This is a genomic window from Plantibacter cousiniae (nom. nud.) (assembly GCF_977070315.1).
Genome location: NZ_CDRVEU010000012.1, coordinates 183002 through 198111, shown reverse-complemented (window position 1 = coordinate 198111; position 15110 = coordinate 183002). Strand labels below are relative to the sequence as shown.

Here is a 15110-nt window from a genome sequence, read left to right as displayed (position 1 = left end):
TCAGCTCGTCTTGAACGGGTGGGCGAAGGTAATGCGCAGGCAACTGCCACCCGTGGGGCGGGGCGCATATTCCAGGTGCGCCTGATTGCTTTCGCACAGTTCACGTGACAGATATAGACCAAGGCCGGTGCCTTTGCTCTCTGTGGTGAAAAACGGTTCGAAGATCTTGCTCAGGTGTTGCTCGCTGACCCCCGGCCCGTCGTCCAGCACTTCCAGCGTAGGCAGCTCGCTTCTGGGGTCATTGTGCAGTTTCAGCCAGACCTGTGCTGATGGATGATTTTTGCCGCTGTAGCGCAGGCCGTTCTGCAACAGGTTGGTCATGATTTGCGTCAGTTGTCCAGAATCCATGCGGGTTGTCAGCGTGCCGGGGCTTATGTCGACATGAATCGACTGATTGGGCGCAGCGGAACTGCGAAATTCAGCGACAAAGTGTTCCAGCCAGGTTTTCAGATCGAGCAGTTCGGGTTGCGCTTCGCGTCTGCGCGACAATTGCAGGACATTTTCGATGACCCGATCAATGCGTCCCGACTGCTCATGAATGATCTGCCCCAGGCGTCGATCCGCTGCACTGAGCTCTTCCGATTCATTAAGCAACTGCGCCGCATGACTGACGGCACCCAGCGGGTTGCGTATTTCGTGGGCAATCCCGGCGGTCAGGCGTCCCAGTGCGGCAAGCTTGAGCTGCTGCGCCTGATGGGCAATCTGCGACAGGTCTTCGAGAAAAACCAGCGTCTGACGCTGATCGCCACGGTTGAGTGTGGCGAAGCTCGGTTGCAGTACCAGCCCCACGGGGGCGGTGGTGATGCTGCGCGGCACCATGATCGGATTGACGAGCCACTGGCGCAGGCGTTCGACCAGTTGTGGCGAGCAGGTGTCGATGAGCTGGCCGACCAGTTGTTCCTGGCCCAGCAGGTGCAAGGCCCCCTGATTGGCCAGCAGTACCTGGTGATTGGCATCCAGCACCAGAATGCCGGTACGCATGCGTTGCAGAATGAGTGCGTTGAGTGCCTCGAGGCTGTCGACATCCGCCGCGCGCTGCTCGGCCAGTACCTCGCTGACCTGCATGCGCGCTGTCAGCGCCTGCACCAGCAGGGCGGCGGCGAAGCACAAGGCGCCCAGCGAGCCAGCCTGCACGTAGTCGTTGGAAACCGAAGGTGTGCCGAAGCTGATGTAGAACGTCAGGTAGATGATGCCGATGGCCGAAACCGCAGCGATCAACAAGCCGATACGGCCGCGCAGCAACACATTGCTGATCGCTACCGAGGCAATCAACAGGTTGCCGATACCGCTGGAGGGCCCGCCGGCTGCATAGAACAGCGCGGAGAGCATGATCGCGTCGGTCATCGCCAGGCCGAAAAACTGTGCCTGACGGCTGGGGCGTTCCAGCAGCACGACGACCAGAATGTTGAACACCAGATACAACCAGCAGCCCGAGCGGAACAGGTTCGGGTTGGCCAGTTGCAGCAGCTCGGTTTCCAGGCTGCTGGAAATCAACAGGACCAGTACAACGCCGATGGTCAGTCGATAGAGGTGGTACAGCCGCAGAATCCGCTGCGCCTGCGGGCTGACAAGGGACGGTGAGTCAGCGGTCACGTGCCGCGGGGCCCTGCAGCCGGTGTGCCTCGCTGCAATACCATTGCTGTGCCTGGCTCAGCGCACGATCCTGCGGCAGATGAACGCCACACTGCGCGCATCGCACCATGGGTGTCGAGGCCAGTTCAGGCGGCTCGGCGCGGGATTTCGGCTTGGGGGGATTGATCAGACGCTTGACGAACCAGACCAACGCCGCGATCAACGCGACCCACATAAGTAAGCGAACCATGACTACCAGCTTAGTGATTGACGATGGCGCAGTGTAGCCAAGCCGCGAGCGGGCGCACAGGGGCAAAATTGATGCACAAAAAAAGAGGCCCGAAGGCCTCTTTTTTTTATGCACTCAGGATCAGTCGAACAGACCCAGGGTCATGTAGCTGAACCACGAACGGCTCTTGGTGCCTTTCGCTTCGGCGTCTTTTTCCGCCTGTTCGTCCAGCTCGGCCTGATTCTCCGGCAGCAGTTCTTTCGGAATGGAATCCTTGGCGTCCTGGTACTGCTTCTTCATGTCCTGATCGGCGCGGGTCTGGCCCGGTGGCAGTGGAGCGCTGCCGTCGATCAGGCCAAGGGTCGCTTTCGACAGCCATGAGCGGTTATCGGCCTCGGCTTCACGCGGGGTGAACTTGCCGTCAGCCAGTTGCGGGTGGTTCGGGTAGTTGGTCTTCAGCACTTCCAGGCTGGTGGCAGCCAGGTCGTCAAGGTGCAGACGCTGATAGGACTCGACCATCACCGCCAGACCGTCGCCGACCGAAGGCGTCTCCTGGAAGTTTTCCACTACATAGCGGCCACGGTTGGCGGCGGCGACATAGGCCTGACGGGTCAGGTAGTAGTCGGCTACGTGGATTTCGTAGGACGCCAGCAGGTTGCGCAGGTAAATCATGCGCTGCTTGGCGTCAGGCGCATAGCGACTGTTCGGAAAGCGGCTGGTCAACTGGGCGAATTCGTTGAACGAGTCACGTGCAGCACCCGGGTCACGCTTGGTCTGGTCCAGCGGCAGGAAGCGCGCCAGGAGGCCCACGTCCTGGTCGAAGGAGGTCAGGCCCTTCATGTAATACGCATAGTCGACGTTCGGGTGCTGCGGATGCAGGCGGATGAAACGCTCGGCAGCGGATTTGGCTGCTTCGGGTTCACCATTCTTGTAGTTCGAGTAGATCAACTCGAGCTGAGCCTGATCGGCGTAGCGACCGAACGGATAGCGAGATTCCAGCGCCTTGAGCTTCTCAGTGGCACTGTTATAGCTGTTATTTCCCAGGTCGGCCTGCGCCTGCTGGTACAGCTCGACTTCGCTGAGGTTTTCGTCGATGACTTCCTTCGACGAACAGGCCGCAGTCAATGCGAGGATGGCGATCAGCAGCAGGTGTTTCACTTGCATGGCGGCTTGCGTCCCTATAACGGCCTGCTGTCTTGGGCGGGGCCGTCCTGTTATGATGAGCGCCCCGCGATACCGGCGGGACAAAAGACGCCGTATTTAACCACAAGCGCGCTGCCGAAACCAAAGGCTAGCCGCCACCTAGTCTGGTCATGTCCGAAAATATAGAACTTCGCGCAGAGGTGCCGTCCGAATTGGGCGGTCAACGCCTCGATCAAGTCGCCGCACAATTATTCGCTGAGCACTCGCGCTCGCGCCTTTCCGCCTGGATCAAGGACGGCCGCCTGACTGTGGACGGAGGCGTTCTGCGCCCTCGCGACATCGTGCACGGTGGCGCTGTTCTCGAGCTGATTGCCGAGCAGGAGGCCCAGGGTGAATGGGTCGCTCAGGACATCGAGCTCGACATCATCTATGAAGACGACCAGATCCTCGTCATCAACAAGCCCGCCGGGCTGGTGGTGCATCCGGCTGCCGGTCATGCCGACGGCACGTTGCTCAACGCCCTGCTGCACCATGTACCGGACATCATCAATGTTCCGCGTGCCGGCATCGTGCACCGTCTGGACAAGGACACCACCGGCCTGATGGTGGTCGCCAAGACCATTCAGGCGCAGACACAGCTGGTTACCCAGTTGCAGAGTCGCAGTGTCAGCCGTATCTACGAGTGCATCGTGATCGGCGTGGTGACCGCAGGCGGCAAGATCGACGCGCCCATCGGCCGTCACGGTCAGCAGCGCCAGCGCATGGCGGTGATGGAGGGCGGCAAGCAGGCGGTCAGTCATTACCGCGTGCTGGAGCGCTTCCGTTCGCACACCCATGTACGGGTCAAGCTGGAAACCGGGCGTACCCACCAGATTCGCGTGCACATGGCGCATATCAACTATCCGTTGGTCGGCGACCCTGCCTACGGCGGTCGTTTCCGTATTCCGCCAGCGGCCAGCCTGACCATGGTCGATTCGCTCAAGACCTTCCCGCGGCAGGCGTTGCATGCCCGCTTCCTGGAGCTGGATCATCCGACCACCGGTAAGCGCATGAGCTGGGAATCGCCATTGCCGGACGATTTCGTCTGGTTGCTGTCCCTGCTCAAGCAGGATCGCGAGGCGTTCATCGGGTGAATGACTGGCTGATACCTGACTGGCCTGCGCCAGCACAGATCAAGTCCTGCGTTACCACTCGCTCGGGTGGGGTCAGCCTGGCCCCGTTCGACAGCTTCAATCTGGGCGATCACGTCGATGACAGCCCAAAGGCCGTGGCGAGCAATCGCCAGCGCCTGACCGCCAGTCTCAAGGCTCAGCCCGCCTGGTTGAAGCAGGTGCACGGCGTAGACGTCGTACCTGCCGATCCATCCCGCGTCGTCGAGGCCGATGCCAGCTGGACGAGCACGCCTGGCGTTGCCTGCACCATCATGACCGCCGACTGCCTGCCCGCGCTGTTCTGTCGTCGTGACGGTACGCGTGTGGCTGCTGCGCATGCCGGCTGGCGCGGGCTGGCGGCCGGGGTGCTGGAAGCGACGGCCAACAGCCTGCAGAGTGCTCCCGAAGACATCATGGTCTGGCTGGGACCGTCTATCGGTCAGCCGTCTTTCGAAGTCGGCCCCGAGGTGCGCGAGGCCTTTACCGCCAGTCACCCGCAGACAGCCGCTGCGTTTGTCGCCAGTTCGAATCCTGATCGTTTCATGGCCGACATCTACGCGCTCGCCCGGTTAAGACTGGCAGCCCAAGGTGTCTCTGCCGTGTATGGCGGCGGGCTGGATACCTTCACCGACCCGCGCTTCTTTTCCTACAGGCGTGCCGCGCGCACTGGCCGCTTCGCTTCGCTGATATGGATCGAACACGCCTGATTGCCGGGCTGTTTTGCACATTCCAGCTAGACTTGCCTGAACACTCGTCTGATCTGTATCAACCCCGGCCCGCTTGAAACGCGCAGAATCGTCCGCATCTAACTGGCTATTCAGCAGGTTTTCTTTATAGGTGTGTTCATTGCTCCGGCCTGCATTAAAGGAAGGTGACTAATGCGTATCGACAGATTGACCAGTAAATTACAGTTAGCGTTATCCGATTCCCAGTCGCTGGCCGTTGGCCTCGACCATCCCGCCATCGAACCTGCGCACTTGATGCAGGCGCTGCTTGAGCAGCAGGGCGGTTCCATCAAGCCTCTGCTGTTGCAGGTAGGCTTCGACATCAACAGCCTGCGTAAGGAACTGAGTGCAGAGCTGGATCGCCTGCCAAAAATCCAGAACCCGACCGGCGACGTCAACATGTCGCAGGATCTGGCGCGCCTGCTCAATCAGGCTGACCGTCTGGCGCAGCAGAAAGGCGACCAGTTCATTTCCAGCGAGCTGGTGCTGCTCGCGGCAATGGACGAGAACAGCAAGCTCGGCAAATTGTTGCTGGGGCAGGGCGTCAGCAAGAAAGCTCTGGAAAACGCCATCAACAACCTGCGCGGCGAAGGTGCCGTGAATGACCCGAACGTCGAAGAGTCGCGTCAGGCGCTGGACAAGTACACCGTTGACCTGACCAAGCGTGCCGAAGAGGGCAAGCTCGACCCGGTGATCGGTCGTGATGACGAGATTCGTCGCACCATTCAGGTCCTGCAGCGCCGCACCAAGAACAACCCGGTGCTGATCGGCGAACCAGGCGTGGGCAAGACCGCCATTGCCGAGGGCCTGGCGCAGCGCATCATCAATGGTGAAGTGCCCGATGGCCTGCGCGGCAAGCGCTTGCTGTCGCTGGACATGGGCGCGCTGATCGCCGGTGCCAAGTACCGTGGCGAGTTCGAGGAGCGCCTCAAATCGCTGCTCAACGAACTGTCCAAGCAGGAAGGCCAGATCATCCTGTTCATCGACGAGCTGCACACCATGGTCGGCGCCGGCAAGGGCGAAGGCTCGATGGACGCTGGCAACATGCTCAAACCTGCACTGGCGCGCGGCGAGCTGCATTGTGTCGGCGCCACCACGCTCAACGAGTACCGCCAATATATAGAGAAGGATGCGGCGCTTGAGCGTCGATTCCAGAAAGTCCTGGTCGACGAGCCAAGCGAAGAAGACACCATTGCGATCCTGCGTGGCCTGAAAGAGCGCTACGAAGTGCACCACAAGGTCGCTATCACTGACGGCGCGATCATCGCAGCGGCCAAGCTGAGCCACCGCTATATCACTGACCGCCAGTTGCCGGACAAGGCCATCGACCTGATCGACGAAGCGGCCAGCCGTATTCGCATGGAGATCGACTCCAAGCCTGAAGTACTCGACCGCCTTGAACGTCGCCTGATCCAGCTGAAAGTAGAAGCTCAGGCCCTCAAGAAGGAAAAGGACGAAGCGGCGATCAAGCGGCTGGAAAAACTTCAGGGTGAAATCCAGCGTCTTGAGCTTGAGTACGCGGACCTTGAAGAAATCTGGACCTCGGAAAAAGCCGAGGTCACCGGCTCGGCACAGATCCAGCAGAAAATCGAACAGTCTCGCCAGGAACTGGAAGCCGCGCGCCGCCGGGGCGATCTGAACCGCATGGCCGAGTTGCAGTACGGGATCATTCCCGACCTGGAACGCAGCCTGCAAATGGTCGACCAGCACGGCAAGCCGGAAAACCAGCTGCTGCGCAGCAAGGTGACCGAGGAAGAAATTGCCGAGGTCGTGTCGAAGTGGACCGGTATCCCGGTGTCGAAGATGCTCGAAGGCGAGCGCGAGAAGCTGTTGCGCATGGAAACCCTGCTGCACAACCGGGTGATCGGCCAGGAGGAAGCGGTGGTTGCGGTCTCCAATGCCGTGCGTCGTTCGCGTGCCGGGCTTTCCGACCCTAACCGTCCGAGCGGATCCTTCATGTTCCTCGGCCCGACCGGCGTGGGCAAGACCGAACTGTGCAAGGCGCTGGCCGAATTCCTGTTCGACACCGAAGAGGCGATGGTGCGTATCGACATGTCCGAGTTCATGGAGAAACATTCCGTGGCTCGCCTGATCGGTGCGCCGCCAGGCTATGTTGGTTACGAAGAGGGCGGCTACCTGACCGAAGCCGTGCGTCGCAAACCGTATTCGCTGATTCTGCTCGATGAGGTCGAGAAGGCGCATTCCGATGTGTTCAACATCCTCTTGCAGGTGCTTGAAGACGGACGCCTGACGGACAGCCACGGGCGCACGGTGGACTTCCGCAATACCGTGATCGTCATGACTTCCAACCTGGGCTCTGCGCAGATCCAGGAGCTGGTCGGTGACCGTGAGGCGCAACGTGCTGCAGTGATGGACGCAGTCGGTACGCACTTCCGTCCGGAGTTCGTTAACCGGATCGACGAAGTGGTGATCTTCGAACCGTTGGCGCGTGACCAGATCGCCGGTATCACCGACATCCAGCTGGGCCGCCTGCGCAAGCGTCTGGCCGAGCGCGAGCTGTCGATGACCCTGAGCCCCGAGGCGCTGGACAAGCTGATCGCCGTTGGTTACGACCCGGTCTATGGCGCACGGCCGCTGAAGCGGGCGATTCAGCGCTGGATCGAGAACCCGCTGGCGCAGATGATCCTCTCGGGCAGCTTCATGCCCGGTACGACCATCACCGGCAAGGTGGTCGACGACGAGATCACGTTTGTCTGACAGCGCTCGTTAACGCTCTATAGAAGGGCCCTCGAACCGAGGGCCTTTTTTTGAGGCGTGGTCAGCAGTAGAATCAGGCCCGAGAGGCGATCTGAAAAAAAATCGCAAATCATTGTCTTAAAAAGCAATTTATAGGGTTGACAGGTGTTTTTAAAATTGTAGAATAGCGCGCCTCAGAGACGTGAACGCAACGATACAAACGAAGCGGAAAGGTCGATGAGATTGAAATCAGCGAGTTAACAGCAAGCTGGTTTCAAGGCGACATGTTGTAAAGTTGAATCTGAAATCGATAGTTCCGCGATAGCTCAGTTGGTAGAGCAAGTGACTGTTAATCACTGGGTCCCTGGTTCGAGTCCAGGTCGTGGAGCCAGATTTCGCAAGGTTCAATGCAGTTTCAGTCGGGGTATAGCGCAGTCCGGTAGCGCGCCTGCTTTGGGAGCAGGATGTCAGGAGTTCGAATCCCCTTACCCCGACCATATTTGGGTCGTTAGCTCAGTTGGTAGAGCAGTTGGCTTTTAACCAATTGGTCGTAGGTTCGAATCCCACACGACCCACCATTTTTGGCTTCAAGGTTCACCTTGGAGCCGAATCTTAAAGATCTGATGCCACTCGTATCAGGTCGCAGGCAGCTGGTTGAGGTGCCTTGATTTACCGGGGTATAGCGCAGTCCGGTAGCGCGCCTGCTTTGGGAGCAGGATGTCAGGAGTTCGAATCCCCTTACCCCGACCAAACACTGTTGTGGCTGTATCTTTAAGACCTTGATGGGTGCTCTTGTCTCAATTGAAGGCAGGCTTTACCGTATGAGGGGTCTTATACCCAAACAAGCAGCCGTCTGTCGCGAAACATAGCGCCAGCAAGCTGTGATGTCAAATTGGAGCGCCCCGTACCGAGCGAAAGCTTGCGTACGGGGCGTTTTTTTTGGCAAAAAAAGCTGTGCTGCGCGTGTATCGGCCCATCTGGAGCAGTCATTAGGCCGTATAACTAAATAATCGGCAGCGCAGTGCATCTGCGGATAATGGCAGATCGAGTATTTTTACAAATCCCTAGCGCAGATGATCAGCCTGACCTGCCGATCCATCCGGCTATTTCCAGCATTTCAGGCCGTAGATGCCGAGCATCCTGGCTTGGAACAGGTCTGTCCTCGATCACTGGTTCAGCACCAGCTCCTCCGCCGGCAATGTTGTTCTGTACCCACCTGGTGAGTTCACCCAGGCTTCTCAACAAATCTTCCGGGCTGGAGCAGCCAAACGGTAGATTGCTGACTGCACGTTCGTCTCCACCCAATGGGTAGGGCATGTCGTTGTGACTCCCTACCGAGATATCTGGAGCAGCATGTATTGCCGTACCCAAATGCGAATTCAGTGGGGCACTTTGTTTTTTGCGCTTTAACGGCACCGTCTGGGCGGGCGATTTGCCCAAGACATTTTCCGATGCGCTGCCGGCAATTGTTGTCCTTTCGGGTATCGGCGATACAGGAGTCAAGTCCTTGACTGGAGCAGATATTGTTCGGTGTCTATCAGCACGCACCGTCGCATCCGTCTTTGCCATGTAGCTGATCTTGGCCGGCCGCTTCCCTCGCTCATTCATCACCGCACGCATCATGTCGTAGTCAGGCTCTATGTAATCCATGGTCGTAGCAATGTTCGAGTGGTTCAGCAGTTTCTTGGTCAAATAGATATTTCGCTCTGGCAGCGTCATCAGCTCGCTGGCGATCGTGTGACGAAACCGATGCGGTGTCATGCGTACCCCGGTCATCGTGGTGAGCTTTTTGTACATGGCCTCCACCTGATGAGAGTTCATCTCCTGACGATGGTAGTGGCCAGAAAATCTGTTTACGTTGAACAGTTGGTCTCCGGGCTGAAACCTCAACGCTCTCGCAGCGTCCATGAGTGTTTCCAACTGAGCCATGAGTCCATCGGGGATTGGAACCAGGAACTCACGGTGGGTTTTCTCTGTTTCACCTCGGACTCTGATCAGCCGGTCGCCCAGGTACACATCCGCATATCGTAGGCATATCAACGCGTTGAGTCTGAGCCCCGTGTAGTAGAACGTTTCAAACACGCTGAGCCAGAACCACGCAGGGGTGATTTCTGTCCGCTGTGCAGTGGCACGTTCTTCTGCTGCCAGCACCTTGAGCCAGTTAGACGTGAACCTGACCGCTGCGAGTGACCACATCACCGGCACGCTGCGCGATCACGGATGCTGCCTTGTAATCGTCGGCTTGATGGATAAAGCCACTGCGAGGGTAGACGCTTCCCCACATGCCCCCCGAGGTGAGACCACCCACCTCTCGCCGGCCGGGAATCAGCGCTTCTGGATACACAGATTCGGGAACGCCATAACGCCAGGCGACGGTATCCAAAGTGCTCAGCAGGTACGGCATGTAGGGCGTGGCCGCTCCCTGACAGGCATAGCCCGAAGCGCTGGCAAACTTACTGAATGTTGCTCCCCCGGGGTGGCCTATGACGTCAGCGTTTTTGAATTTAGCCAGGCTATCTTCGTTATTGTGATTGGTGGTCCCGTCGCCGCCAGCTTGGGAAAATGAAGTTGGCGAGCTCACCGAAGAGACCTCAATCCAGGGGTTGTCACCGGTATTTGAATAGCTTGATACCACTGCGTCTGGGACGAAGTGACGAACCTTGGTCGACGTCTTTACCTTGCATCCAAACGGGGTGCAGAGCAGCCAGTAGCAGATTCCGACCACCTTGTACTCCAGGCAGTCAGGCGACAGGGTTGAGGCGACCAGGGTGGCAGATGTCACCGTGCCCGCTGCTGCTGGCCAGGTTGAGATCGACAAGGCCAAGGCTGCCCACGCTGGAGGCTTTCGCAGGTTCATCGCGGGGCGTCTCCCTGGCCAGATGCATTCTGATGATTGGCGGCGGCGCGCCACTGGGCAATGCGATTTTCAGCCGCTGTAGCGTTGGTTTCCCCGTACACAACAAACTTGCGGTCGACCACCACTGCAGGCACCTTCGTTACCCCCATGCTCCAAGCGTCTACGAGGTCTTGTTGAGCTAAAGCCAGATCTCGTTGCAAGCGCTGCGCATCGCTGCTCTTGAGGCGTTGCTGCATGATCGCAATGGCTTGTTGCTGATTCGGCGGCAGTCCCTCCGAGAGCTTGGCCTCAAGCTGTTCTGATTCGTCCAGGAGAATCAGCTGAACATGTGCCTGAGCCTGAACTGGATGGTTACGGTCAGTAATCACCCATGTTTCCGCATGTGCGAAGGTGATCTGGGTGGCCGTGAGCAGGATCAGGAGGTCCAGGCGGTGTTTATATCTGAAGCGATAGGTTCTGGAGAGGAGCATGTGGCAGTACCTGAAGGAGGTGTCAGGTATAGAAGACGCGATTGAAGAAGTGTTGTCAGTAGTAAACCGTTGTCTGCGTGGTTTGGGTTTACGATCAAGCGTGCGGCCTTTAGTGGTCCAATAAACCGGACATCTATTTAGGTAGGCGAATTGAGCACTTACGCCTCGGAGCTTTGTGTACCCAGCTTCAGCGCCTAGTAATTCGCATTCATGTAAGTGAATGATCCCGCAAACAGAAATCGTGAGGAGACCTGCTCGGATCGGGAGTACAAAGCGGAAAGATATCTAGCCAAAAAGGATCCAATAATCGAATTTTTGTAACTGAATTGATACAATTTAGCTCCCGGCAAAGCCTTTTGGCCATTGACACCCAGTAAATACGCACGATAACGGTGCATTCAAAAAGTCAAATTGTATCGATCACGATACAATGATGGTGTTGAATGTATTCACAGCAGTGATTAAGGTTGCTGCCGACTGAGGGTCACCCACCACGGAGGTAACATGTACGCAAAGGAAAAATATCTCTCTCGCTTGCAAAAAAATCGTAGCGTATGGGTGAATGGTCGGAAGGTTGAATCATTAACATCAGAGCCCTGTTTTAAGGGGGCCATCGAAACAACCTTGAAATATTATGAGATGCTAGAGCTCGACGGATTCAACTTTTCGTATGAAGGGCAAAAGTCCGCAATCAGTCTCATGATCCCAACATCCAGCGTAGATTTGGCTTTTAAGCGCAACGCTTATAAGGCTGTCGCGGATTTGTCGTTCGGAATGCTGGGCCGTACACCGGATTTTATGAATGCTGCTCTATGTGCGATGAAATCGCATGCTGAATTTTTCGGCAAAAACGAGTACACCGACTTCAGCAGAAATGTTTCAGCTTTTTATGACAGGTGTGCTCGTGAGCACCTGTTTGTAGGTCATGGAGCTATTAATCCACAAATTGATAGATCACGTCCACTTAGCGCACAAGAAAACACCTACGCAGGCATAGCCTGTAAAACCTTCGATGACTCGGGTATTAGGGTGTCCGGCGCCAAAATGATTGTGACGCTGGCGCCAATCGCTGACCAACTGTTGATTTTCAATATGCCCGGACTAACCAACGATGACCAAGACTATGCTTTGGCATTTACAGTACCGACCGATGCCGTCGGTTTAAAAATTATCTGTCGTAAACCGCTGACACACGATTCATATTCGGAGTTTGATTACCCGATCTCAAGTAAGATAGACGAGATAGACGCATATCTGGTACTTGATGAGGTTTTTGTGCCGTGGAACGACGTTTTCATATTTAAGGATGTAGAAAAGTCCAATAAATTCTACGATGTTACAAAAACTCGTCACCACACAGGTCACCAAGGAGTTATAAGAGGCTTAGCCAAAGCAGAACTTTTAATAGGTACTGCAGATGCTATCGCAAAAAATTTAGGATTAAGTGGGTTTGTAAATATCCAAGAAAAGCTTGGTGAACTTACTACGGCGTATGAGCTAATCAGGGCAGCGGTGCTCGTAACCGAAACTGAATCTGAGATTGACTCCACCGGCACATGCAATCCTCGGATTAACTCAATACAAGCGATTCGATATCATTTTCCTAAATGGTATCAACTGATGCTTACTACCATTCAGTCTCTAGCGGCTGGCTCAATGCTCGCCGTACCTCATAGCAAAGACTTCGTTAATGAAAATGAAGCTTGTTTAACGCTTGCCCTTAAAAATCCTTTCCTGTCCGCTAGGGATCGAAGTCATTTACTGAACCTGGCATGGGATATTACAGGTGATGGCTTCGGGCAACGGCAGATGGTGTATGAAAACTACCATGCAGGCGATCCAATGCGAATCGCTGCCGGGCATTATGTGAACTACGATAAGACCCATATGGCTTCGGCGGTCGACAAAGCTTTGCATATAAAAGCTAGTTAGCTTCAGGTGTCACCATCTTTATGCTCCGATTTAAGCTCTGAGCAATAAGAAACTTAATATACTTCCGCTGCATCAGGTATAGATCAAATGATTTATAACGTAGATAGGCTCGTCCAAGAGATGGCAAAACACGATTTAGATCTGTTAGTCATATCTTCAATTGAAAATATAAATTACTTCTCCGGGATTCGCCCCGTCATAAAGACGTTGAACAGATACTATGGTGAATGTTACATAGTTATAGATATTAAAACTCCGAGTAAGGTAAACTTCGTACACTCCTGCGGTGAATGTGATCAATTAACAGAGTCTAAGGCGGCTCTAGGTTTAGTAGTTACATATGGTACGTTTTTTCGCGAAAAACCAAATGATTATAAGTTTGACGGCGACGAAGAGTCCATTAACGAATGGACAATGCGTTCTCCGCCGCATGCGAATGGTCGTGACGCTTTACTTTCGTTGATTTCGGCTATAGCACCTAGGTCGAACGCACGTATCGGTTATGACCAAGACGGTATGCCGAGCGGTACGATGAGTGCTATGAAGTCGGTAATAGGGGCAAATAATTGCGTCGAAAGCTCGGATATAATCCGAAACGTGCGAAAAATTAAAACACCATACGAAATCCAAGGATTGGAGCGAGCCGCGCGGATCAACGAGCAAGCAATTGTCGCAGTAACGCAGGAGTTACATATAGGTATTAGCGAAAGAGATTTGAAAGAGATTTTTGAACTTGAACTTATCAAGCAAGGTGGTCGGCCAGAGCTTACTATGTTGAAAATTGGGGCAAGTGCAGTTGGAGGCCAGCGCCAACAGCGAGATGATATCAAGCTTCGATCAGGTGATCTTGTGTGGTTTGATTCCAATACATCCTTCCAAGGGTTCTGGGCGGACCTTGCCAGGGTTGTTGCCTACCAAGATGTAGCTGAAGATACACTTACGAAATATAATTCTTTGCGGGATGGCATGATGCATGCTGCGGAAATTGCGAAACCAGGTGTAACTGGCTCTCGTGTCTTCACGAGTACAATGGAGTTTATAAGAGAACGAGGGTTCGAAAGCTACCGTCGACATCATATAGGGCATGGAATAGGTTTTGAAGCATATGAGCGGCCAATAATATCTCCGGCAGAAGATTGTGAAATCGAAGCCGGTATGGTGATATCGATAGAGACACCGTATTACGAGTTCGGTTTAGGGGCGCTCCATATTGAGGATCCTTTGCTTATTGGAAAAACTGATAATAACTTCCTAACAAATTCTCCGTGTCCTGAACTTTTGGTTATCAACTGAATATAAAAGATGAAGGTCGTGTATGAAAACTATCGTAGAGTCAATCGGCCGCACTCCAGTTTTAGATCTTTGTCATCCACTTGTTCCGGTAGGAAAAAAATTGCTACTAAAGCTTGAGCAATTCAATCCAAATTTTAGTATTAAGGACCGAACTGCTTTAGGTTTGATACAGTATGCATTGCAGTCAAAAAAGTTAGTTCTTGGTGGTCGTATCGTTGAATCTACATCAGGAAACTTAGGTAAATCTTTGGCGATGATTGGTGCTGCCATGGGCTTCCGTGTCACAGTTGTAGTTGACCCGAAAGTGAGCTCCAGCGCGCTGAATTGGTATAAAGCTTATGGTGCTGAAGTTGATATGGTAACTGTCGCCGATAGCTCGGGCGGATACCAGAAAACTAGAATTGCACGCGTAAAAGAATTGCTAAGAAACGACCCTTCTGCATACTGGCCGAACCAATACGATAATTCTGATAATCCGGATTATCATAGTGAGGTTACGTCAAAAGAGTTTATGGATTACAGCTGTGAAGTTGTGGCTGGCTGTGTTAGTACCGGAGGGCATCTGTCTGGCATCGCGAAGGGGCTGAAGCAGTTCAAGCCTAACTTGAAAATACTTGCTTGTGATGTAAAAGGCTCGGCTGTATTAGGTGGAAGCTTTGCACCGTATCTGTTGAACGGTGTTGGACTTGCATGGAGGTCTCGTAACACACACACGCAGTATTTTGATTATCAGATGATCATAGATGACGTACACGCTATGTCGTTGTGTAGGATATTGGCAAGGGAATGTGGGGTATTACTTGGTGGTTCTGCAGGGCTTGTTGCATATGGCGCACTACACCTTCTTCATAACAGCGACATTGAAAGCGTGATGGCCATCATGCCAGATTCTGGAGTGAATTATCTTGATACTATCTATGATGATGAATGGATTAAGGCGAAAGATCTCGAGCTCCTGGATACCGCTAATCTGAAGAGTCTATTGTCTAGCCCTAAAGAACAAATGCCATGGCTGAGCGTATCATAAGTGTTTAGAGAAGA

Annotated in this window: 12 protein-coding genes and 4 tRNA genes; 10 read left to right on the top strand and 6 right to left on the bottom strand. The window is 54.5% G+C overall.

Going from position 1 to position 15110, the window contains the following annotated elements; genetic code table 11:
- From ACW55A_RS21965 to ACW55A_RS21955, 3 genes are all read right to left on the bottom strand, one after another.
- Complete coding sequence (locus ACW55A_RS21965; RefSeq protein WP_003435661.1) at positions 1–1593, bottom strand: sensor histidine kinase; 1593 nt, start codon at positions 1591–1593, stop codon at positions 1–3.
- Positions 1583–1822 carry a PP0621 family protein gene (locus tag ACW55A_RS21960; RefSeq protein WP_032609810.1) on the bottom strand — a complete coding sequence of 80 codons (240 nt, stop codon included), beginning with the start codon at positions 1820–1822 and terminating at the stop codon, positions 1583–1585. Before ACW55A_RS21960 ends, ACW55A_RS21965 begins: the two co-directional genes overlap by 11 nt.
- Before the next feature lie 120 nt (positions 1823–1942).
- Complete coding sequence (locus ACW55A_RS21955) at positions 1943–2965, bottom strand: outer membrane protein assembly factor BamD (protein WP_003371138.1); 1023 nt, start codon at positions 2963–2965, stop codon at positions 1943–1945.
- A gap of 149 nt (positions 2966–3114) precedes the next feature.
- Here ACW55A_RS21955 and rluD point away from each other — a divergent pair, with 149 nt between their 5' ends.
- The 7 genes from rluD (at position 3115) to ACW55A_RS21920 (ending at position 8267) form a co-directional block, all read left to right on the top strand.
- Positions 3115–4077 carry a 23S rRNA pseudouridine(1911/1915/1917) synthase RluD gene (gene rluD, locus ACW55A_RS21950; RefSeq protein ID WP_002551999.1) on the top strand — a complete coding sequence of 321 codons (963 nt, stop codon included), beginning with the start codon at positions 3115–3117 and terminating at the stop codon, positions 4075–4077.
- Entirely contained in the window at positions 4074–4802 is a 729-nt protein-coding gene (pgeF, locus tag ACW55A_RS21945; protein WP_498811630.1) for a peptidoglycan editing factor PgeF, read from the top strand. Before rluD ends, pgeF begins: the two co-directional genes overlap by 4 nt.
- A gap of 171 nt (positions 4803–4973) precedes the next feature.
- On the top strand, positions 4974–7538 hold the full coding sequence (gene clpB / locus ACW55A_RS21940; RefSeq protein WP_044310104.1) for an ATP-dependent chaperone ClpB: 2565 nt from the start codon (positions 4974–4976) through the stop codon (positions 7536–7538).
- A gap of 294 nt (positions 7539–7832) precedes the next feature.
- A tRNA-Asn gene (locus tag ACW55A_RS21935) sits at positions 7833–7908 on the top strand.
- Between the two features lie 29 nt (positions 7909–7937).
- Positions 7938–8014: transfer RNA gene (locus tag ACW55A_RS21930), tRNA-Pro, on the top strand.
- Between the two features lie 5 nt (positions 8015–8019).
- Positions 8020–8095 (top strand) — tRNA-Lys (locus ACW55A_RS21925).
- Between the two features lie 95 nt (positions 8096–8190).
- Positions 8191–8267: transfer RNA gene (locus ACW55A_RS21920), tRNA-Pro, on the top strand.
- Between the two features lie 327 nt (positions 8268–8594).
- Here ACW55A_RS21920 and ACW55A_RS21915 read toward each other — a convergent pair.
- The 3 genes from ACW55A_RS21915 to ACW55A_RS21905 are packed head-to-tail and all read right to left on the bottom strand — an operon-like array spanning position 8595 to position 10844.
- Complete coding sequence (locus ACW55A_RS21915) at positions 8595–9713, bottom strand: site-specific integrase (protein WP_498811629.1); 1119 nt, start codon at positions 9711–9713, stop codon at positions 8595–8597.
- Positions 9679–10374 carry a TIGR03756 family integrating conjugative element protein gene (locus ACW55A_RS21910; RefSeq protein ID WP_498811628.1) on the bottom strand — a complete coding sequence of 232 codons (696 nt, stop codon included), beginning with the start codon at positions 10372–10374 and terminating at the stop codon, positions 9679–9681. Before ACW55A_RS21910 ends, ACW55A_RS21915 begins: the two co-directional genes overlap by 35 nt.
- A complete protein-coding gene (locus ACW55A_RS21905; protein ID WP_498811627.1) occupies positions 10371–10844 on the bottom strand; it encodes a TIGR03757 family integrating conjugative element protein in 474 nt (157 codons plus the stop codon). Before ACW55A_RS21905 ends, ACW55A_RS21910 begins: the two co-directional genes overlap by 4 nt.
- Positions 10845–11348: 504 nt before the next feature.
- Between ACW55A_RS21905 and ACW55A_RS21900 the strand changes: the two genes are divergently transcribed.
- The 3 genes from ACW55A_RS21900 (at position 11349) to ACW55A_RS21890 (ending at position 15096) form a co-directional block, all read left to right on the top strand.
- The gene (locus ACW55A_RS21900) at positions 11349–12776 is read left to right on the top strand and encodes a 4-hydroxyphenylacetate 3-hydroxylase N-terminal domain-containing protein (RefSeq protein ID WP_498811626.1); all 1428 of its coding nucleotides are present in this window, start codon (positions 11349–11351) and stop codon (positions 12774–12776) included.
- A gap of 87 nt (positions 12777–12863) precedes the next feature.
- The gene (locus ACW55A_RS21895; RefSeq protein ID WP_498811625.1) at positions 12864–14069 is read left to right on the top strand and encodes a M24 family metallopeptidase; all 1206 of its coding nucleotides are present in this window, start codon (positions 12864–12866) and stop codon (positions 14067–14069) included.
- Positions 14070–14091: 22 nt separating this feature from the next.
- Positions 14092–15096 (top strand): pyridoxal-phosphate dependent enzyme, encoded by a 1005-nt coding sequence (locus ACW55A_RS21890; RefSeq protein WP_498811624.1) that lies wholly within the window; start codon positions 14092–14094, stop codon positions 15094–15096.
- The last annotated feature ends 14 nt before the right edge of the window (positions 15097–15110 follow it).

Bases quoted from the DNA above. Each gene is read 5' to 3' on its own strand.
- rluD (WP_002551999.1), top strand. From the start codon at position 3,115: ATGTCCGAAAATATAGAACTTCGCGCAGAGGTGCCGTCCGAATTGGGC.
- ACW55A_RS21955 (WP_003371138.1), bottom strand. From the start codon at position 2,965: ATGCAAGTGAAACACCTGCTGCTGATCGCCATCCTCGCATTGACTGCG.
- ACW55A_RS21890 (WP_498811624.1), top strand. From the start codon at position 14,092: ATGAAAACTATCGTAGAGTCAATCGGCCGCACTCCAGTTTTAGATCTT.
- ACW55A_RS21915 (WP_498811629.1), bottom strand. From the start codon at position 9,713: ATGTGGTCACTCGCAGCGGTCAGGTTCACGTCTAACTGGCTCAAGGTG.
- ACW55A_RS21910 (WP_498811628.1), bottom strand. From the start codon at position 10,374: ATGAACCTGCGAAAGCCTCCAGCGTGGGCAGCCTTGGCCTTGTCGATC.
- ACW55A_RS21900 (WP_498811626.1), top strand. From the start codon at position 11,349: ATGTACGCAAAGGAAAAATATCTCTCTCGCTTGCAAAAAAATCGTAGC.
- clpB (WP_044310104.1), top strand. From the start codon at position 4,974: ATGCGTATCGACAGATTGACCAGTAAATTACAGTTAGCGTTATCCGAT.
- ACW55A_RS21905 (WP_498811627.1), bottom strand. From the start codon at position 10,844: ATGCTCCTCTCCAGAACCTATCGCTTCAGATATAAACACCGCCTGGAC.
- ACW55A_RS21895 (WP_498811625.1), top strand. From the start codon at position 12,864: ATGATTTATAACGTAGATAGGCTCGTCCAAGAGATGGCAAAACACGAT.
- ACW55A_RS21960 (WP_032609810.1), bottom strand. From the start codon at position 1,822: ATGGTTCGCTTACTTATGTGGGTCGCGTTGATCGCGGCGTTGGTCTGG.